Source organism: Streptomyces sp. NPDC088553 (assembly GCF_044752965.1).
Classification (GTDB): domain Bacteria; phylum Actinomycetota; class Actinomycetes; order Streptomycetales; family Streptomycetaceae; genus Streptomyces.
In genome coordinates, this window is record NZ_JBIVMG010000007.1 from 369,245 (window position 1) to 386,852 (window position 17,608).

18 protein-coding genes are annotated in these 17,608 nt (G+C 69.1%); 15 read left to right on the top strand and 3 right to left on the bottom strand.

What is annotated here, in order from left to right; genetic code table 11:
* Positions 1-28: 28 nt before the first annotated feature.
* From prmC to ACIP8Z_RS25600, 15 genes are all read left to right on the top strand, one after another.
* The gene (prmC, locus tag ACIP8Z_RS25530) at positions 29-874 is read left to right on the top strand and encodes a peptide chain release factor N(5)-glutamine methyltransferase (protein ID WP_015036198.1); all 846 of its coding nucleotides are present in this window, start codon (positions 29-31) and stop codon (positions 872-874) included.
* A 49-nt stretch (positions 875-923) separates the two neighbouring features.
* A complete protein-coding gene (locus ACIP8Z_RS25535; RefSeq protein WP_402087203.1) occupies positions 924-1,571 on the top strand; it encodes an L-threonylcarbamoyladenylate synthase in 648 nt (215 codons plus the stop codon).
* A complete protein-coding gene (locus ACIP8Z_RS25540; protein ID WP_319309825.1) occupies positions 1,568-2,215 on the top strand; it encodes a protein-tyrosine-phosphatase in 648 nt (215 codons plus the stop codon). The genes ACIP8Z_RS25535 and ACIP8Z_RS25540 overlap by 4 nt, the downstream gene beginning before the upstream one ends.
* Positions 2,216-2,348: 133 nt before the next feature.
* Positions 2,349-3,596, top strand: coding sequence for a serine hydroxymethyltransferase (gene glyA, locus ACIP8Z_RS25545; RefSeq protein ID WP_402087206.1), 1,248 nt, complete (start codon positions 2,349-2,351; stop codon positions 3,594-3,596).
* Positions 3,597-3,714: 118 nt separating this feature from the next.
* Entirely contained in the window at positions 3,715-5,028 is a 1,314-nt protein-coding gene (locus ACIP8Z_RS25550) for an MraY family glycosyltransferase (protein ID WP_319309823.1), read from the top strand.
* A gap of 262 nt (positions 5,029-5,290) precedes the next feature.
* The gene (locus ACIP8Z_RS25555) at positions 5,291-5,704 is read left to right on the top strand and encodes a hypothetical protein (protein ID WP_361399609.1); all 414 of its coding nucleotides are present in this window, start codon (positions 5,291-5,293) and stop codon (positions 5,702-5,704) included.
* A 222-nt stretch (positions 5,705-5,926) separates the two neighbouring features.
* Positions 5,927-6,736: a F0F1 ATP synthase subunit A gene (atpB, locus tag ACIP8Z_RS25560; protein WP_319309821.1), complete on the top strand. Its 810-nt coding sequence runs from the start codon at positions 5,927-5,929 to the stop codon at positions 6,734-6,736.
* Between the two features lie 92 nt (positions 6,737-6,828).
* Positions 6,829-7,095 (top strand): ATP synthase F0 subunit C, encoded by a 267-nt coding sequence (atpE, locus tag ACIP8Z_RS25565; RefSeq protein ID WP_209496827.1) that lies wholly within the window; start codon positions 6,829-6,831, stop codon positions 7,093-7,095.
* A 40-nt stretch (positions 7,096-7,135) separates the two neighbouring features.
* Positions 7,136-7,681: a F0F1 ATP synthase subunit B gene (locus ACIP8Z_RS25570; RefSeq protein ID WP_030321090.1), complete on the top strand. Its 546-nt coding sequence runs from the start codon at positions 7,136-7,138 to the stop codon at positions 7,679-7,681.
* Entirely contained in the window at positions 7,678-8,493 is an 816-nt protein-coding gene (locus ACIP8Z_RS25575) for a F0F1 ATP synthase subunit delta (protein WP_402087210.1), read from the top strand. The genes ACIP8Z_RS25570 and ACIP8Z_RS25575 overlap by 4 nt, the downstream gene beginning before the upstream one ends.
* Before the next feature lie 146 nt (positions 8,494-8,639).
* Positions 8,640-10,238: a F0F1 ATP synthase subunit alpha gene (gene atpA / locus ACIP8Z_RS25580; RefSeq protein WP_402087212.1), complete on the top strand. Its 1,599-nt coding sequence runs from the start codon at positions 8,640-8,642 to the stop codon at positions 10,236-10,238.
* A 20-nt stretch (positions 10,239-10,258) separates the two neighbouring features.
* Positions 10,259-11,176, top strand: coding sequence for a F0F1 ATP synthase subunit gamma (locus ACIP8Z_RS25585; protein WP_402087214.1), 918 nt, complete (start codon positions 10,259-10,261; stop codon positions 11,174-11,176).
* Complete coding sequence (gene atpD, locus ACIP8Z_RS25590; RefSeq protein WP_030321098.1) at positions 11,176-12,618, top strand: F0F1 ATP synthase subunit beta; 1,443 nt, start codon at positions 11,176-11,178, stop codon at positions 12,616-12,618. The genes ACIP8Z_RS25585 and atpD overlap by 1 nt, the downstream gene beginning before the upstream one ends.
* A 113-nt stretch (positions 12,619-12,731) precedes the next feature.
* Positions 12,732-13,106, top strand: a complete 375-nt coding sequence (locus ACIP8Z_RS25595) for a F0F1 ATP synthase subunit epsilon (protein WP_024761909.1) — start codon at positions 12,732-12,734, stop codon at positions 13,104-13,106.
* A 142-nt stretch (positions 13,107-13,248) separates the two neighbouring features.
* Positions 13,249-13,695 carry a DUF2550 domain-containing protein gene (locus ACIP8Z_RS25600; protein WP_319309818.1) on the top strand — a complete coding sequence of 149 codons (447 nt, stop codon included), beginning with the start codon at positions 13,249-13,251 and terminating at the stop codon, positions 13,693-13,695.
* A 74-nt stretch (positions 13,696-13,769) separates the two neighbouring features.
* Here the strand turns inward: ACIP8Z_RS25600 and ACIP8Z_RS25605 are convergent, their stop codons facing one another.
* From ACIP8Z_RS25605 to ACIP8Z_RS25615, 3 genes are all read right to left on the bottom strand, one after another.
* Entirely contained in the window at positions 13,770-15,617 is a 1,848-nt protein-coding gene (locus ACIP8Z_RS25605) for a glycosyl hydrolase family 18 protein (protein WP_402087217.1), read from the bottom strand.
* Between the two features lie 124 nt (positions 15,618-15,741).
* The gene (locus tag ACIP8Z_RS25610) at positions 15,742-16,395 is read right to left on the bottom strand and encodes a response regulator (RefSeq protein ID WP_402087220.1); all 654 of its coding nucleotides are present in this window, start codon (positions 16,393-16,395) and stop codon (positions 15,742-15,744) included.
* On the bottom strand, positions 16,392-17,588 hold the full coding sequence (locus tag ACIP8Z_RS25615) for a sensor histidine kinase (RefSeq protein ID WP_402087223.1): 1,197 nt from the start codon (positions 17,586-17,588) through the stop codon (positions 16,392-16,394). Before ACIP8Z_RS25615 ends, ACIP8Z_RS25610 begins: the two co-directional genes overlap by 4 nt.
* Between the last annotated feature and the right edge of the window lie 20 nt (positions 17,589-17,608).

Genomic DNA, 17,608 nt, shown 5'->3' on the forward strand with positions numbered 1-17,608 from the left:
GCCCCACCCCGCACCACGGAGGACCAGCGTGAACCTGCTGCTTGCCGAGGTGGCCCAGGCCACCCAGCGGCTGGCCGACGCCGGCGTTCCCTCACCGCGTTTCGACGCGGAGGAGCTCGCCGCGTTCGTGCACGGCGTCAAGCGGGGGGAGCTGCACAACGTCAAGGACGCGGACTTCGACGCCCGCTACTGGGAGACGGTCGCCCGCCGCGAGGCCCGCGAACCGCTCCAGCACATCACCGGGCGGGCGTTCTTCCGGTACCTGGAGCTCCAGGTCGGGCCCGGGGTCTTCGTGCCGCGCCCGGAGACCGAGTCGGTCGTCGGCTGGGCCATAGACGCCGTCCGCGCGATGGACGTCGTCGAACCCCTCATCGTCGACCTCTGCACCGGCTCCGGCGCCATCGCCCTCGCGATGGCCCAGGAGGTGCCGCGCTCGCGCGTGCACGCGGTGGAGCTCTCCGACGACGCGCTCGTGTGGACCCGCAAGAACGCCGAGGGCTCCCGCGTCACCGTCCACCAGGGCGACGCGCTCAGCGCGCTGCCCGAGCTGGACGGCCAGGTCGACCTGGTCATCTCCAACCCGCCGTACATCCCGCTCACCGAGTGGGAGTACGTGGCACCCGAGGCCCGTGACCACGACCCGGAGATGGCCCTCTTCTCCGGCGAGGACGGCCTCGACACCATCCGCGGCATCGAGCGCACCGCCCACCGGCTGCTCCGTCCCGGCGGCCTCGTCGTGATCGAGCACGCGGACACCCAGGGCGGGCAGGTGCCGTGGATCTTCAACGAGGAGGCCGGCTGGGCCGACGCAGCCGACCACCCGGACCTGAACAACCGGCCGCGCTTCGCGACCGCCCGCAAGGCCATGCCATGACCGGCATGACCGCCATGACGAACCACGCGTACGAGGAGGCCGGGAACTGATGGCACGGCGATACGACTGCAACGAGGCGACCGACCGTGTGACCGGTCTGCGCGAGGCCGCGTCCGCCGTCCGCCGGGGCGAGCTGGTCGTGCTGCCCACCGACACCGTGTACGGCATCGGGGCGGACGCCTTCAGCAGCGAGGCCGTGGCGGACCTGCTCGCCGCCAAGGGCCGCGGCCGCAACATGCCCACGCCCGTGCTCATCGGCTCCCCGAACACCCTCCACGGCCTGGTCACGGACTTCTCCGAGCAGGCGTGGGAGCTCGTCGACGCCTTCTGGCCCGGCGCCCTCACCCTCGTCGCCAAGCACCAGCCGTCCCTGCAGTGGGACCTGGGCGACACCCGGGGCACCGTCGCCATCCGCATGCCGCTGCACCCGGTCGCCATCGAGCTGCTCACCGAGGTCGGCCCGATGGCCGTCTCGTCGGCGAACCTCACCGGCCACCCGTCCCCGGAGGACTGCGACGCGGCCCAGCAGATGCTCGGCGACTCCGTCTCCGTCTACCTGGACGGCGGACCGACGCCCGGCATCGTCCCGTCCTCCATCGTCGACGTCACGGGCAAGGTGCCGGTGCTGCTGCGCGAGGGCGCGCTGTCGGCGGAGGAGCTCCGGAAGGTCGTACCCGACCTCGAGGTGGCGAATTGACCGCCCCTGAGGGGCGTGGCATAGCGGGGTTCGACGACAGCAACACCTTCCGCATCCTCCACGTCAGCACCGGCAACGTCTGCCGCTCGCCGATCACCGAGCGGCTGACCCGGCATGCCCTGAGCGACCGCCTCGGCGACCCGCTCGGCGGCGGCCTGATCGTGGAGAGCGCGGGCACCTGGGGGCACGAGGGCGCCCCGATGGAGGCCAACGCGGAACTGGTCCTCGCCGACTTCGGCGCCGACTACAGCGGCTTCGTGGGGCGCGAGCTCCTCGACGAGCACGTCATCCGCGCGGACCTGGTCCTGACGGCGACCCGCGACCACCGCGCCCAGGTCATCTCGATGGGCCACTCGGCGGGCCTGCGCACCTTCACCCTGAAGGAGTTCACCCGCCTGGTCCGCGCGATCGACCCGGCGACGCTCCCGGACGCCCACGACGAGGGCATGGTGGAACGCGCGCGCGCCCTGGTCCGCGCGGCAGCGGCTCTACGCGGGTGGCTCCTGGCCCCCTCGGTGGACGCGGACGAGGTCAACGACCCGTACGGCGCCCCCATCACCTTCTTCCGCTCGATCGGCGACGAGATCAACCAGGCACTGGACCCGGTGGTGACGGCTCTGACGGGAGTCTCGGCGCGCGGCTGACGGGGCGCCGGATGCCGTGGTGAAGCGCGGCGGCGACCGGGCTGACGGGCGTCGTGACGCGCGACCGGGGTTCGCGTGGTGTCTGCGCGCTGTTCACCGGGCGCGTGGGGGAGTGCGTGCCTACATTGGTGACATGTCGGTCACCGCTCCCCCCGATGAGGCCCTCGACGTCCTGCGCCGGCAGGACCCCGAGATCGCCGACGTGCTGCTCGGTGAGACGCGGCGGCAGGCCGACAGTCTGCAGTTGATCGCCGCCGAGAACTTCACCTCGCCCGCCGTGCTCGCCGCACTCGGCTCCCCGCTCGCCAACAAGTACGCCGAGGGGTATCCCGGCGCACGTCATCACGGTGGCTGCGAGTACGCCGACGCCGCCGAGCGGATCGCCGTGGAGCGGGCCACCGCGCTGTTCGGCGCCGACCACGCGAACGTCCAGGCGCACTCGGGCTCCTCGGCCGTCCTGGCGGCGTACGCGGCCCTTCTGAGGCCCGGTGACACGGTGCTCGCGATGGGCCTGGAGCACGGCGGGCACCTCACCCACGGTTCGCCGGCCAACTTCTCCGGGCGCTGGTTCGACTTCGTCCCGTACGGCGTCGACGCCGAGACCGGGCTCGTCGACTACGAGCAGGTCGCCGCGCTCGCCCGCCACCACCGGCCCAAGGCGATCGTCTGCGGGTCGATCTCCTATCCCCGCCATCTCGACTACGCGCTCTTCCGCGAGATCGCCGACGAGGTCGGCGCCTATCTCATCGCCGACGCCGCCCACCCCATCGGCCTGGTCGCCGGGGGCGCGGCCCCCAGCCCCGTCCCGTACGCCGACGTCGTCTGCGCGACCACCCACAAGGTGCTGCGCGGGCCGCGCGGCGGGATGGTCCTCTGCGGGGAGGAGCTCGCGGGGCGGATCGACCGGGCCGTCTTCCCGTTCACCCAGGGCGGCGCCCAGATGCACACCATCGCGGCGAAGGCGGTGGCCTTCGGCGAGGCGTCCACCCCGGCGTTCACCGGGTACGCCCATCAGGTGGTCGAGCACGCGCGCGTGCTCGCGGCCGCGCTCGCCGCCGAAGGCTTCGCGCTGACGACCGGCGGCACCGACACCCACCTCATCACCGCCGACCCCGCACCCCTCGGCGTCGACGGCCGCACCGCCCGCGCCCGGCTCGCCGCCGCCGGCATGGTCCTCGACACCTGCGCGCTTCCGTACGGGGAGGGCCGCGGGATCCGGCTCGGCACCGCCGCCGTCACCACCCAGGGCATGGGCGCCCCGGAGATGGCGCGGATCGCCGCGTTGTTCACCGCGGCGCTGCGTGACGATCCCGCCGAGACGGCCCGGGTCCGGGCGGAGGTACGGGGGCTGACCGGCCGATTTCCCCCGTATGGGGGCTGAGGAGAAGTCACGGAAAGTCGCTGTGCAACCGTTCGGGGGGTCCAGGTGTCTCCAAGCACATGGACGGCACGGCTAGGGTGTGGGGCTGAGATGGCCAGCGAAACCTGTGGGGCAGCCCGTGCGTGATTACCTGCTGACGCTCTGTGTCACGGCCGCGGTGACCTATCTGCTCACCGGTCCGGTGCGGAAGTTCGCCATCGCGACCGGGGCGATGCCGGAGATCCGTGCCCGAGACGTACACCGAGAACCGACTCCGCGGCTCGGTGGCATCGCCATGTTCTTCGGGCTGTGCGCGGGACTCCTCGTCGCCGACCACCTGCAGAACCTGAACAGCGTCTTCGAGCTCTCCAACGAGCCGCGCGCGTTGCTCTCCGGTGCCGCCCTGATCTGGCTGATCGGCGTCCTGGACGACAAGTTCGAGCTCGATGCCCTGATCAAGCTGGGCGCGCAGATGATCTCGGCGGGCGTGATGGTGGCGCAGGGTCTGACGATCCTGTGGCTGCCGATCCCGGGTGTCGGCGTCGTCTCGCTGACCCCGTGGCAGGGCACGCTCCTGACCGTCGCCCTGGTCGTCCTCACCATCAACGCGGTCAACTTCGTCGACGGCCTCGACGGTCTCGCGGCCGGCATGGTCTGCATCGCCGCCGCCGCCTTCTTCCTGTACGCGTACCGCCTCTGGTACGGCTACACGATCGAGGCCGCCGCCCCCGCGACGCTGTTCACCGTGATCCTCATGGGCATGTGCCTGGGCTTCCTGCCGCACAACATGCATCCGGCGCGGATCTTCATGGGCGACTCCGGCTCGATGCTGATCGGTCTGATCCTGGCGGCCTCGGCCATCTCGATCACCGGCCAGGTCGACCCGGACGCGCTGAAGATCTTCGAGGGCTCGACTCGTCAGGCCACGCACGCCGCACTGCCGGTCTTCATCCCGCTGGTGCTGCCGCTGACGATCATCGCGATCCCCATGGCGGACCTGATCCTCGCGATCGTGCGCCGTACGTGGAAGGGCCAGTCGCCGTTCGCGGCGGACCGCGGCCATCTGCACCACCGGCTCCTGGAGATCGGGCACTCGCACAGCCGCGCGGTCCTGATCATGTACTTCTGGTCGGCGCTCATCGCCTTCGGGACGCTGGCGTACTCGGTCCACTCGGCGTCGATGTGGATCGTGCTCTGCGTCGTCGCGCTCAGCGCGATCGGTCTGGTGCTGCTCCTGCTGCCGCGCTTCACCCCGCGCGCACCCCGCTGGGCCGAGTCGGTCGTACCGCCCCGCTACCGGCGCCGCAAGCCCGCCCGCGTCGTGGCGGCCGCTCCGGAGCCGGTCGTGGTCGAGGAGGAGCGGATTCCGGTGCCGGCGGGGATCAACGGTGCCACCGCCATCGGCAACAGGGGGCGCTTCACCGACAGGCGGAAGGCCGGAACGCCAAGTTGACGAAAGCCGCATTCGCGGCCATTAGCAGACAAGGCGTCGCACTGTCGCGCACACACGCGCGGGGTAACTCTCATGTGTGACTGTTGGCACACCTTATGGGTAAAGACCTATTCAAATAGTTTGTGATACCGTTCACGAGACCCGGCGACAGTGCCGAAAGACCGTAGTGCGACGGTCTGTTGGCCCCGAGACCCACCTCGGACCGGGCTTACGCTCGTCCTTGACGACACCATCGCCCCCTCCAGCAAGCGGAGACACCGCCATGCCGTCCAACGACGCACGCATCCTCCTGCACACCGTCATCCCCACCGCTGCCGTCGGCGCGATCGCCACGGTCGTCAGCGCTGTGGTCGCCGGTGGCAAGGGCGCGCTCGGCGCCGTCGTCGGCACCCTGGTCGTGCTCCTCTTCATGGGAATCGGGCAGGTCGTCCTGCAGCGGACGGCGAAGTCGCTCCCGCATCTGTTCCAGGCCATGGGGCTCATGCTCTACACGGCCCAGTTGCTGGTGCTCTTCATCTTCCTGGCTTTGCTCAAGAACACCACGCTGTTCAACTTCAAGGCCTTCGCTTTCACGCTGCTCGCGACGACCGTGGTGTGGGTCGCCGCACAGGCCCGTGCCTACATGAAGGCCAAGATCACGTACATCGACCCCGGAAACACGGGGTCGAAGTCGTGAAGGGTAGGGCCGGGATAAAGCCGCGTTCGGCTTCCTGCTATCGTCCGGTGCCAACTGCGGCACTGCGGGCGCGGGCATCCGAGACGCCTGTCCCAGCGCGAGGCTCGATGCCGAACCGCCGCCCCCTTATCCGTAAGACCAGTCCAGTGCCGACCCGCGGCTGCGTGCCGCGCCGACACAACGAGGTTGCCGTACCTATGCGCCACGCTGAAGGAGCCCGCGGTGAGTGCTGACCAGACGCTTGCCTTCGACCCGGATTGCCACATCTTCAGTGGATGTGGCTTCCCGGCGCCGGGCCTGCACACGTTCATGTACGAGCCCATCGCGACGGTGGGGGGCATCGAGATCACCAAGCCGATGCTGCTCGCCCTCCTGGGCTCCATCGTGGTCGTCGGGTTCTTCTGGGCCGCGTTCCGCAAGCCCAAGCTGGTACCCGGCAAGCTGCAGATGGTTGGCGAGGCCGGTTACGACTTCGTGCGCCGCGGCATCGTCTACGAGATCATCGGCAAGAAGGACGGCGAGAAGTACGTCCCCTTCATGGTGTCGTTGTTCTTCTTCGTCTGGATCATGAACCTCTGGTCGATCATTCCGCTCGCCCAGTTCCCGGTCACCTCGCTGATCGCCTTCCCGGCCGGTCTCGCGCTGATCGTCTACGTCATGTGGATCTCGCTGACGTTCAAGAAGCACGGCTTCGTCGGCGGCTGGAAGAACATCGTCGGCTACGACAAGTCGCTCGGCGCGATCCTTCCGATGGTCGTCGTCCTCGAGTTCTTCTCGAACCTGCTGATCCGACCCTTCACGCACGCGGTGCGACTGTTCGCGAACATGTTCGCCGGGCACCTGCTGATCGTGATGTTCTCGCTGGCCACCTGGTACCTCATGAACGGCCTGGGCTTCGTCTACGCCGGCGCCTCGTTCGTGATGGTCCTCGTGATGACCGCCTTCGAGCTCTTCATCCAGGCCGTCCAGGCGTACGTCTTCGTCCTCCTGGCCTGCAGCTACATCCAGGGCGCGCTCTCCGAGCACCACTGAGCCGTCCAGGCCCCCGTAGCTCCACCCCCGAAACCATCAGTCGTCCGGTGGCCAACCCCCATCGGGTCATTGAAAGAGAAGGAAGTAACGGCATGTCCGCTGCTCTCGACATGATCAACCTCGCCGCCGCCGAAGGCAGCGCCAAGACCAACGTCGTCGGCAACGTCGCCTCGATCGGTTACGGCCTCGCCGCGATCGGCCCCGGCGTCGGCGTCGGCATCATCTTCGGTAACGGTACGCAGGCGCTCGCCCGTCAGCCCGAAGCTGCCGGCCTGATCCGCACCAACCAGATCATGGGCTTCGCGTTCTGTGAGGCGCTCGCCCTCATCGGCATCGTCATGGGCTTCGTCTACCAGTAAGCCGGACCGACAGCCCGATTCTTTTACGGAAGGCACTGATGTGAACGCGCTGCTTCTTGCGCAGGCGGAGGAGCCCCAGCCTCCTCTGATCCCGCATCTCGACGAGCTCGTCATCGGCCTGATCGCCTTCGTCATCGTCTTCGGTTTCCTCGCCAAGAAGCTTCTCCCGAACATCAACAAGGTTCTGGAGCAGCGTCGCGAGGCCATCGAGGGTGGCATCGAGAAGGCCGAGTCGGCCCAGATCGAGGCTCAGAGCGTGCTGGAGCAGTACAAGGCCCAGCTCGCCGAAGCCCGCCACGAGGCCGCGCGTCTTCGCCAGGAGGCGACGGAGCAGGGCACCGCGATCATCCAGGAGATGAAGGCGGAAGGCCAGCGCCAGCGCGAGGAGATCATCGCGGCCGGCCACACGCAGATCGCGGCCGACCGCAAGGCCGCTTCTGCCTCGCTGCGTCAGGACGTGGGCAAGCTCGCCACCGACCTGGCCGGCAAGCTGGTCGGCGAGTCCCTCGAGGACTCCGCCCGCCAGAGCCGGACGATCGACCGCTTCCTCGACGAGCTCGAGGAGAAGGCGGAGGCCGTCCGATGAACGGAGCGAGCCGTGAGGCACTGGCCGCCGGACGTGAGTCCCTCGACGCGCTGACCGACAACACGTCGGTCGACGCGACGAAGCTCGCGGACGAGCTGGCCGCAGTCACCACGCTGCTCGACCGCGAGGTGTCGCTGCGTCGGGTCCTGACCGACCCCGCGCAGTCGGGTGAGGCCAAGGCCGAGCTCGCGCAGCGACTCCTGAGCGGTCAGGTGGGCGGCGAGACCGTCGACCTGGTGTCCGGCATGGTGCGTTCCCGCTGGTCGCGTTCGCGTGACCTGGTCGACGCGACCGAGGAACTGGCGAACACCGCCGACCTCACCGCGGCGCAGAAGGCGGGCGTCCTCGACGGTGTCGAGGACGAGCTGTTCCGCTTCGGCCGGATCGTGTCCTCCAGCCCCGAGCTCCGCTCGGCGCTGACGGACAAGGCCGCCACGGCCACCGCCAAGGGCGAGCTGCTCCGCAGCCTGCTCGGCGGCAAGGCCAACGTCACCACCGAGCGACTGGTCGTCCGTCTGGTGACCCAGCCCCGGGGACGTAGCCTGGAAGCGGGACTCGAGTCCCTCTCCAAGCTCGCCGCGGCGCGCCGGGACCGGATGGTCGCCGTCGTCACCTCGGCGGTGCCGCTGTCGGACCAGCAGAAGCAGCGCCTCGGAGCCGTACTCGCCAAGCTGTACGGCCGCGAGATGCACCTGAACCTGGACGTGGACCCCGCGGTCCTCGGCGGGATCACGGTGCAGGTCGGCGACGAGGTCATCAACGGCTCGATCGCGGAGCGCCTCGACGAGGCGACCCGTCGACTGGCCGGCTGACGACCGTCACCAGCACAAGGCATCACAGCTACACAGCATCACCAGCGGCCCGGTTGGGCCGTGCAGAGATTGCAGAAGATTCCTGGGGGTCGGCCCCCAGACCCCTTAAGAAACTTCGGGCCCAACAAGGAGAGCAGGGAACCCAGATGGCGGAGCTCACGATCCGGCCGGAGGAGATCCGGGACGCACTGGAGAACTTCGTCCAGTCGTACCAGCCGGACGCGGCCTCGCGCGAGGAGGTCGGCACGGTCAGCCTGGCCGGTGACGGTATCGCGAAGGTCGAGGGTCTTCCCTCGGCCATGGCGAACGAGCTGCTGAAGTTCGAGGACGGGACCCTGGGTCTCGCGCTGAACCTCGAAGAGCGCGAGATCGGTGCGATCGTCCTCGGCGAGTTCAGTGGCATCGAGGAGGGTCAGTCGGTGCAGCGCACCGGCGAGGTCCTCTCCGTCGGTGTCGGTGAGGGTTACCTGGGTCGCGTCGTCGACCCGCTCGGCAACCCGATCGACGGTCTCGGCGAGATCGCGACCGAGGGCCGCCGCGCCCTCGAACTGCAGGCCCCGGGCGTTATGGCCCGTAAGTCGGTGCACGAGCCGATGGAGACCGGCTACAAGGCCGTCGACGCCATGACGCCGGTCGGCCGTGGTCAGCGTCAGCTGATCATCGGTGACCGTCAGACCGGCAAGACCGCTCTGTGTGTCGACACGATCATCAACCAGCGCGACAACTGGCGCTCGGGCGACGTGAACAAGCAGGTCCGCTGCATCTACGTCGCCATCGGCCAGAAGGGCTCGACCATCGCGTCCGTGCGCGGCGCCCTGGAAGAGGCCGGTGCGCTCGAGTACACGACGATCGTCGCCGCCCCGGCGTCCGACCCGGCCGGCTTCAAGTACCTGGCGCCGTACACCGGCTCCGCCATCGGCCAGCACTGGATGTACCAGGGCAAGCACGTCCTGATCGTCTTCGACGACCTGTCGAAGCAGGCCGACGCCTACCGCGCCGTGTCGCTGCTGCTGCGCCGCCCGCCGGGCCGTGAGGCCTACCCGGGTGACGTCTTCTACCTGCACTCGCGTCTGCTCGAGCGCTGCGCGAAGCTCTCGGACGAGCTGGGTGCCGGTTCGATGACCGGTCTTCCGATCGTCGAGACCAAGGCGAACGACGTGTCGGCGTTCATCCCGACCAACGTCATCTCCATCACCGACGGCCAGTGCTTCCTGGAGTCCGACCTGTTCAACGCCGGCCAGCGTCCGGCCCTGAACGTCGGTATCTCGGTCTCGCGTGTCGGTGGCTCCGCCCAGCACAAGGCGATGAAGCAGATCTCCGGTCGCCTCCGTGTGGACCTGGCCCAGTTCCGTGAGCTGGAGGCGTTCGCCGCCTTCGGTTCCGACCTGGACGCCGCCTCCAAGGCGCAGCTGGAGCGTGGACAGCGCATGGTCGAGCTGCTCAAGCAGGCTCAGTACCAGCCGATGCCCACCGAGAACCAGGTCGTCTCCGTCTGGGCCGGCACCACCGGCAAGATGGACGACGTCCCGGTCGCCGACATCCGCCGCTTCGAGGCCGAGCTCCTGGCGTACCTCCGCCAGAACCACTCGGGCCTCATGACCTCCATCCGTGAGGGCGGCAAGATGTCCGACGACACCCTGCAGGCCGTGGGCGACGCCATCGCGGAGTTCAAGAAGCAGTTCGAGACCTCTGACGGCAAGCTGCTGGGCGAGGACGCTCCTGCCGCCGTCAACGTCTCGAAGTGACGACGGAAGGGACCTGACTCATGGGAGCGCAGCTCCGGGTCTACAAGCGTCGCATCAAATCCGTCACCGCGACGAAGAAGATCACCAAGGCGATGGAGATGATCGCCGCCTCGCGTGTCGTCAAGGCGCAGCGCAAGGTGCAGGCGTCGACTCCGTACGCGACCGAGCTGACGCGCGCGGTCACGGCGGTGGCCACGGGTGCGAACGACAAGCACCCGCTGACCACCGAGGCGGAGAACCCGATCCGTGCCGCGGTCCTGCTCCTCTCGAGCGACCGCGGTCTGGCCGGCGCCTTCAACTCCAACGCCATCAAGGCGGCGGAGAAGCTGACGGCGAAGCTTGAGGGCGAGGGCCGTGAGGTCGCCGTCTACGTCGTCGGCCGTCGTGGCATCGCCCACTACAACTTCCGCGAGCGGAAGCTGGCCGGTACGTGGACCGGGTTCACGGACCAGCCGTCGTACGGCGACGCCAAGACGATCGCGGCTCCGCTGATCGAGGCGATCGAGAAGGACACGGCGGAGGGTGGTGTGGACGAGCTCCACATCGTCTACACCGAGTTCGTCTCGATGATGACGCAGACGGCGGTCGAGGCCCGGCTGCTGCCCCTCAGCCTCGACGAGGTGGCGAAGGAGGCGGGCGACTCGGACACGCTTCGTCCGCTGTACGACTTCGAGCCGTCGGCGGAGGACGTCCTCGACGCCCTGCTGCCCCGGTACGTCGAGAGCCGGATCTACAACGCGCTGCTCCAGTCGGCTGCTTCCAAGCACGCCGCCACGCGACGCGCGATGAAGTCGGCGACCGACAACGCGGGAGACTTGATCAACAACCTCTCCCGACTTGCCAACGCGGCCCGCCAGGCCGAAATCACCCAGGAAATCAGCGAGATCGTCGGTGGCACCGCAGCCCTGGCCGACGCGACCGCGGGGAGTGACAAGTAATGACGACCACTGTTGAGACGGCCGCCGCCACGGGCCGCGTCGCCCGGGTCATCGGCCCGGTCGTCGACGTGGAGTTCCCCGTCGACGCGATGCCGGAGATCTACAACGCGCTGAACGTCCAGGTTCCGGACCCGGCCGAGGAGGGCGCGACCAAGACGCTGACCCTCGAGGTCGCCCAGCACCTCGGTGACGGCGTTGTCCGCACCATCTCGATGCAGCCCACCGACGGCCTGGTCCGCCAGGCCCCGGTGACCGACACCGGCACGGGCATCACCGTGCCCGTCGGTGACGTCACCAAGGGCCGCGTGTTCAACACGCTGGGTCAGGTGCTGAACGCGGACGAGTCCACCGTGGCCGACGCGCCGCGCTGGACGATCCACCGCAAGGCCCCGGCCTTCGACCAGCTCGAGTCGAAGACCGAGATGTTCGAGACCGGCCTGAAGGTCGTCGACCTTCTCACCCCGTACGTCAAGGGTGGAAAGATCGGTCTGTTCGGTGGTGCCGGTGTCGGCAAGACCGTTCTGATCCAGGAAATGATCGTCCGTGTGGCCAAGCTGCACGACGGTGTGTCGGTCTTCGCGGGCGTCGGCGAGCGCACCCGTGAGGGCAACGACCTCATGGTGGAGATGGAGGAGGCCGGCGTTCTGGACAAGACCGCGCTGGTCTTCGGCCAGATGGACGAGCCCCCGGGCACCCGTCTCCGCGTGGCCCTCGCCGGTCTGACCATGGCGGAGTACTTCCGCGATGTGCAGAAGCAGGACGTGCTGTTCTTCATCGACAACATCTTCCGCTTCACCCAGGCCGGTTCCGAGGTGTCGACCCTGCTCGGCCGTATGCCCTCCGCGGTGGGTTACCAGCCGAACCTGGCCGACGAGATGGGTCTCCTCCAGGAGCGCATCACCTCGACCCGTGGTCACTCGATCACCTCGATGCAGGCGATCTACGTCCCCGCGGACGACCTGACCGACCCGGCTCCGGCCACCACCTTCGCCCACCTCGACGCGACGACGGTTCTCTCCCGTCCGATCTCCGAGAAGGGCATCTACCCGGCCGTGGACCCGCTGGACTCCACGTCCCGGATCCTGGACCCGCGCTACATCGCGCAGGACCACTACGACGCCGCCACGCGCGTCAAGGGAATCCTGCAGAAGTACAAGGACCTCCAGGACATCATCGCGATCCTCGGTATCGACGAGCTGAGCGAGGAGGACAAGCTCGTTGTCCACCGCGCCCGCCGTGTCGAGCGCTTCCTGTCCCAGAACACCCACGCGGCGAAGCAGTTCACCGGTGTGGACGGTTCGGACGTTCCGCTCGACGAGTCGATCGCCGCGTTCAACGCGATCTGCGACGGTGAGTACGACCACTTCCCCGAGCAGGCGTTCTTCATGTGCGGTGGCATCGAGGACCTCAAGGCCAACGCCAAGGAGCTCGGCGTCTCCTGAGCCCCGTGCTCTCCCGAGGGGGGCGGGATCCGGTCCCGCCCCCCTCACCACGCCCACTAGAATTGACCCCAACACCCGGCACGACCGCCGGGTGGTGACCCGAGGAGCCACCCTTGGCTGCTGAGCTGCACGTCGAGCTGGTCGCCGCGGACCGGAGTGTCTGGTCCGGCGAGGCCACCCTGGTCATCGCGCGTACCACCTCCGGCGACATCGGCGTCATGCCCGGCCACCAGCCGCTGCTCGGTGTGCTGGAGTCGGGCCCGGTGACCATCCGTACCAGTGAGGGCGCGACTGTCGTCGCCGCCGTCCACGGTGGATTCATCTCGTTCGCCGACGACAAGCTGTCTCTGCTCGCGGAGATCTGCGAGCTGGCGGACGAGATCGACGCCCAGCGCGCCGAGCGCGCGCTGGAGCGCGCGAAGTCGGATTCCGACGCGGCCGCCGAGCGGCGCGCCGATGTCCGGCTGCGCGCGGTAGCGGTCCGCTGACGGTCCGCGCAGAGTAGTGCCCTCAGCCGCGGCACGGCTGGAATTTTCCAGACCGTGCCGCGGCTGAGGCGATGCAGATGCAGGTTGTATTCGGTTCTGCCGGCGGTGCCGGCTACGGGACGCAGCGAGGAGGTCGGTGAAGATGTTCCTCGCTCTGCTCGTGTGCGGCCTGGTCGTCGCACTGGTGGTGATCGGGCTCTTCGTCTTCGGCTTGCGCCGGAGGCTGATCCAGCGTGCCGGCGGCACCTTCGACTGCTCGCTGCACTGGAACGTCCCGGACGAGCCGGATCCGAGCGGCAAGGGCTGGGTGTACGGCGTCGCCCGCTACAGCGGTGACGAGATCGCCTGGTTCCGGGTCTTCTCGTACTCGCCCCGCCCGCGCCGGACCCTGGAGCGTTCGTCCATCGTGGCCCTGGAGCGCCGGATGCCGGAGGGCGAGGAGGAGCTCGCGCTGCTCTCCGACATGGTGATCCAGCCCTGTATGTACGAGGGCGTCCGCCTGGAGCTCGCGATGAGCGAGGACGCCCGGACGGGTTTCATGGCCTGGCTGGAGGCGGCGCCTCCCGGCCAACGGGTCAATGTTGCTTGATGTCGCGTAGGACACGAGGAAGCGGGGGTCGGCGTGCTGCGCCGGCCCCCGCTTCGTCGTGACCCCGTGGGGGGTTAGTTCAGACCGGTGTTGATGGCGCCGACGAGCTCGCCGTTGCCGGTGTCACCGCTGAACTCCCAGAAGAACGCTCCGCCGAGGCCCTGGTTCTTGGCCCAGCTCATCTTCGAGTTCACGGTGGCGGGGGTGTCGTAGCTCCACCAGTTGCTGCCGCACTTGGCGTACGCCGTGCCCGCGATGGTGCCGGTGGCCGGGCAGGAGGTCTTGAGGACCTTGTAGTCCTCGATGCCCTGCTCGTAGGTGCCCGCGGCCGGGCCGGTGGCCGTGCCGCCGGGGGCGGCCTGGGTGACGCCGGTCCAGCCGCGTCCGTAGAAGCCGATGCCGAGCAGCAGCTTGTTGGCGGGGACGCCCTTCGCCTTGAACTTGGCGATCGCCTCGGCGGAGTTGAAGCCCGCCTGCGGGATGCCGGCGTACGAGGTGAGCGGGGAGTGCGGGGCCGTCGGGCCCTGCGCCGCCCAGGCGCCGAAGAAGTCGTACGTCATGACGTTGAACCAGTTCATGTACGGCGCGGCACCCGCGTAGTCGGCGGCGTCGATCTTGCCGCCCGCGGAGGCGTCGGCCGTGACGGCCGCGGTGACCAGGTACGAGGGGCCGAACTTGGCGCGCATGGCCTGCATCATGTTCTTGAAGGAGGCGGCGCCGCTGGTGTCGCAGGACAGACCGCAGGCGTTGGGGTACTCCCAGTCCAGGTCGATGCCGTCGAAGACGTCGGCCCAGCGCGGGTCCTCGATCAGGTCGTAGCAGGACTGCGCGAAGGCGGCCGGGTTCTGCACGGCCTGGCCGAAGCCGCCGGACCAGGTCCAGCCGCCGAAGGACCACAGGATCTTGATGTTCGGGTAGGCCTTCTTCAGTTTGCGCAGCTGGTTGAAGTTGCCGCGCAGCGGCTGGTCCCAGGTGTCGGCGACGCCGTCGACGGACTGGTCGGCGGTGTAGGCCTTGTCGTAGTCGGCGTAGGCGTCACCGATGGTGCACTTGCCGCCCGTGACGTTGCCGAAGGCGTAGTTGATGTGGGTGATCTTGGACGCGGAGCCCGAGGTCACGATGTTCTTCACGTGGTAGTTGCGCCCGTAGACGCCCCAGTTGGTGAAGTAGCCCATCTTCACGGCGTTGGGGAGCGGCTGGCCGCCACCGCCGCCGGTGGTGCGGACGGGGGTCGCGCCGGAGGCCGGGCCGGTCTGGTCGATGGTGTCGCGGGCGACGACGGTGTAGCTGTAGTCGGTGCCGGCGGTCAGGCCCGTGTTCGTGTAGGTGAGGCCGGTGACGGTGGCGACGGTGGTGCCGTCGCGCTTGACGTCGTAGTTCTTGACGCCCTTGTCGTCGGTGGCCGCGGTCCAGGTGAGCTTCACCGAGGTGTCGGTGATGTCGGAGGCGACGGGGGTGCCGGGGGCCGAGGGGGCGTTGTCGCCGGGCTGGCTGGTGCCGTCGCAGGCGGCGCCGTTGATCTTACAGCCGCTGGGGGCGCCGGGGCCGGCGCCGTTGTAGCCGAAGGAGACGGAGGCGCCGGGGGCGAGGGTCCCGTTCCAGCCGACGTTCTTGGCGGTCCAGTGGGTGCCGGAGCTGGTGACGGTGGCGTCCCAGGCGGAGGTCACGGAGGTGCCGGCGGGGTAGTCCCACTCGACGGTCCAGGAGTTGATGGTGGTGGTGCCGGTGTTCTTGACGGTCCAGCTGGCACCGAATCCGGTGCCCCAGTCCTGGGTCTTGGTGTACGTGGCGGTGGCCGAGGTGGCCGCTTCGGCGGGGGTGGCGAGGCCGACCATGGCGGCGAGGGGCAGGATCAGGGCGGTGAGACCGGCGGCGGCCCGGTGTCTGAACCCTGTTCTGCGCGTCGGTGCTTGAGTGCTCAACGGTGCTCCTCAAGTTGCGGACGGACATGGGTGGGGGTGGTCCGTGAAGATGCGCGCGCCCCGCGAGCGTAGGAAGGTCTGGACCAATCGTCAAGAGGTCCAGACCAACGTCGCCGATGTCCTCCTAGACCCCCAACTCCTGTGCGAGCACGGCCGCTTGGACCCTGCTCCGCAGTGCCAGCTTCCCGAGCACCTTGCTGACGTGGGTCTTCACCGTCGCCTCCGCCATGTCGAGGCGTACCGCGATCTCCGCGTTCGACAGGCCCTGGCCCAGCGTCGACAGGACCTGCCGCTCCCGGGGCGTCAGGACGTCGAGCACGGAGGGGTCCGTCTTCGGTGCCGGCCGCACCGGAGCGCCCGTCGCGGCGAACTCCGCGATCAGCCGCCGCGTCACCGCGGGGGCGATGAGCCCCTCGCCGCGCGCCACCGTCCGGACCGCCTCGATCAGCTCCCGCGCATCCGCATTCTTCAGCAGGAAGCCCGACGCCCCCGCCCGCAGCGCCCCGAACACATACGCGTCGAGGTCGAAGGTCGTCAGGACCAGCACATCGGCGAGCCCCTCCGACACGACGATCCCGGTCGCCGTCACCCCGTCCATCCGGGGCATCTGCACATCCATCAGGACCAGATCGGGGCGGAGTTCACGGGCGAGCTCCACCGCCCGCTCACCGTCCGCCGCCTCCCCGACGACCTCGATGTCCGGTGCGCTGCCCAGGATGAGCACAAGCCCCGCCCGTACCGCGGACTGGTCCTCGGCGACCACCACCCGCACTGTCATGCCCGCTCCTCGTCCTTCACGTCCATGGGCAGTTCCGCCCTGACCTGCCACTGCTTCCGTCCCTCGCGGTCCGTCACAGGACCCGCCTCGAACGCGCCGCCGAGCAGGTCCACCCGCTCCCGCATCCCCACCAGACCGGCGCCCGAACCGGGCGCGGTCGGGCCGGGGCGCTCCCCGCACGGACTCGTCACCTCGACAGTAAGGGCAGACCGTCCGCCGGTGAGCACCACCCGGACCTCGCCCGGAGCCGCGTGCTTGAGCGCGTTCGTCAGGGACTCCTGCACGATCCGGTACGCGGCCAGCTCCACCGGCGCCGGGAGGCCCTCCGTCGACTCCCGGCCGTCCTCCAGGACGAGGTCGAGACCGCTCGGCCCGGCGTTGGCCCGCGCCTGGTCGACCAGGGCGTCAAGCCCGGCGAGCGTGGGCGCGGCGGCCGGCTCCGTGTCCCCGCTGCTGTCCCGGAGGAGGCCGATGAGCCGCCGCATCTCCGAGAGTCCGGCCACGCTGTTCTCCCGGATCACGGTCAGCGCCTGCCGGGTGGTGGCCGGTTCGTCGATCGACATCGCCGCGGTGGAGTGGATCGCGATGGCCGAGAGGTGGTTCGCGACCATGTCGTGCAGCTCGCGCGCCATCCGGGCCCGCTCGGCGACGACGGCCTGGGTACGGTCCATCTCCGCGAGCAGCGCGGTCTGCTCCGCGCGGAGGAGGGCGGCGTCGGCGGCCTGACGGTGATTGCGTACGACCGCTCCGGTCAGCGCGGGCAGGAACGACACCATGCCGGTGATCAGGCCGACCACCAGGGCGATCGCGTTCTGCCACCAGACCAGGAAGCCGATCGTCACGCCGATCGTGATGAGTCCGGTGAGATACGGGATGCGCCGGGCGGCGGCGGCGCTCCCGTAGACCACGGCCGCGTAGACGAGGTCCGTGAACATCAGCGCGGTCACGAGCGTGCCGTAGGTGAACTGGTCCGCGACGAGGGCGACCGTGCCGACGTTCAGGGCGGTCAGCGGCCTCGTCCGGCGCAGGGCCACCATCGCGGCCGTGACGAAGAGCGGGATCAGCGTCGCCCAGCGCGCGGTGATCAGCCGGTCGGTCTGGGTGTGCAGTCCGAAGGACCACATCAGCAGACCGATGGCGAGGCCGCCGGCGGCCATGAGCAGGTCGGTGCGGTGCGGTCGGGGGAGTGTCACGTTCCCATCCAACACGGCCC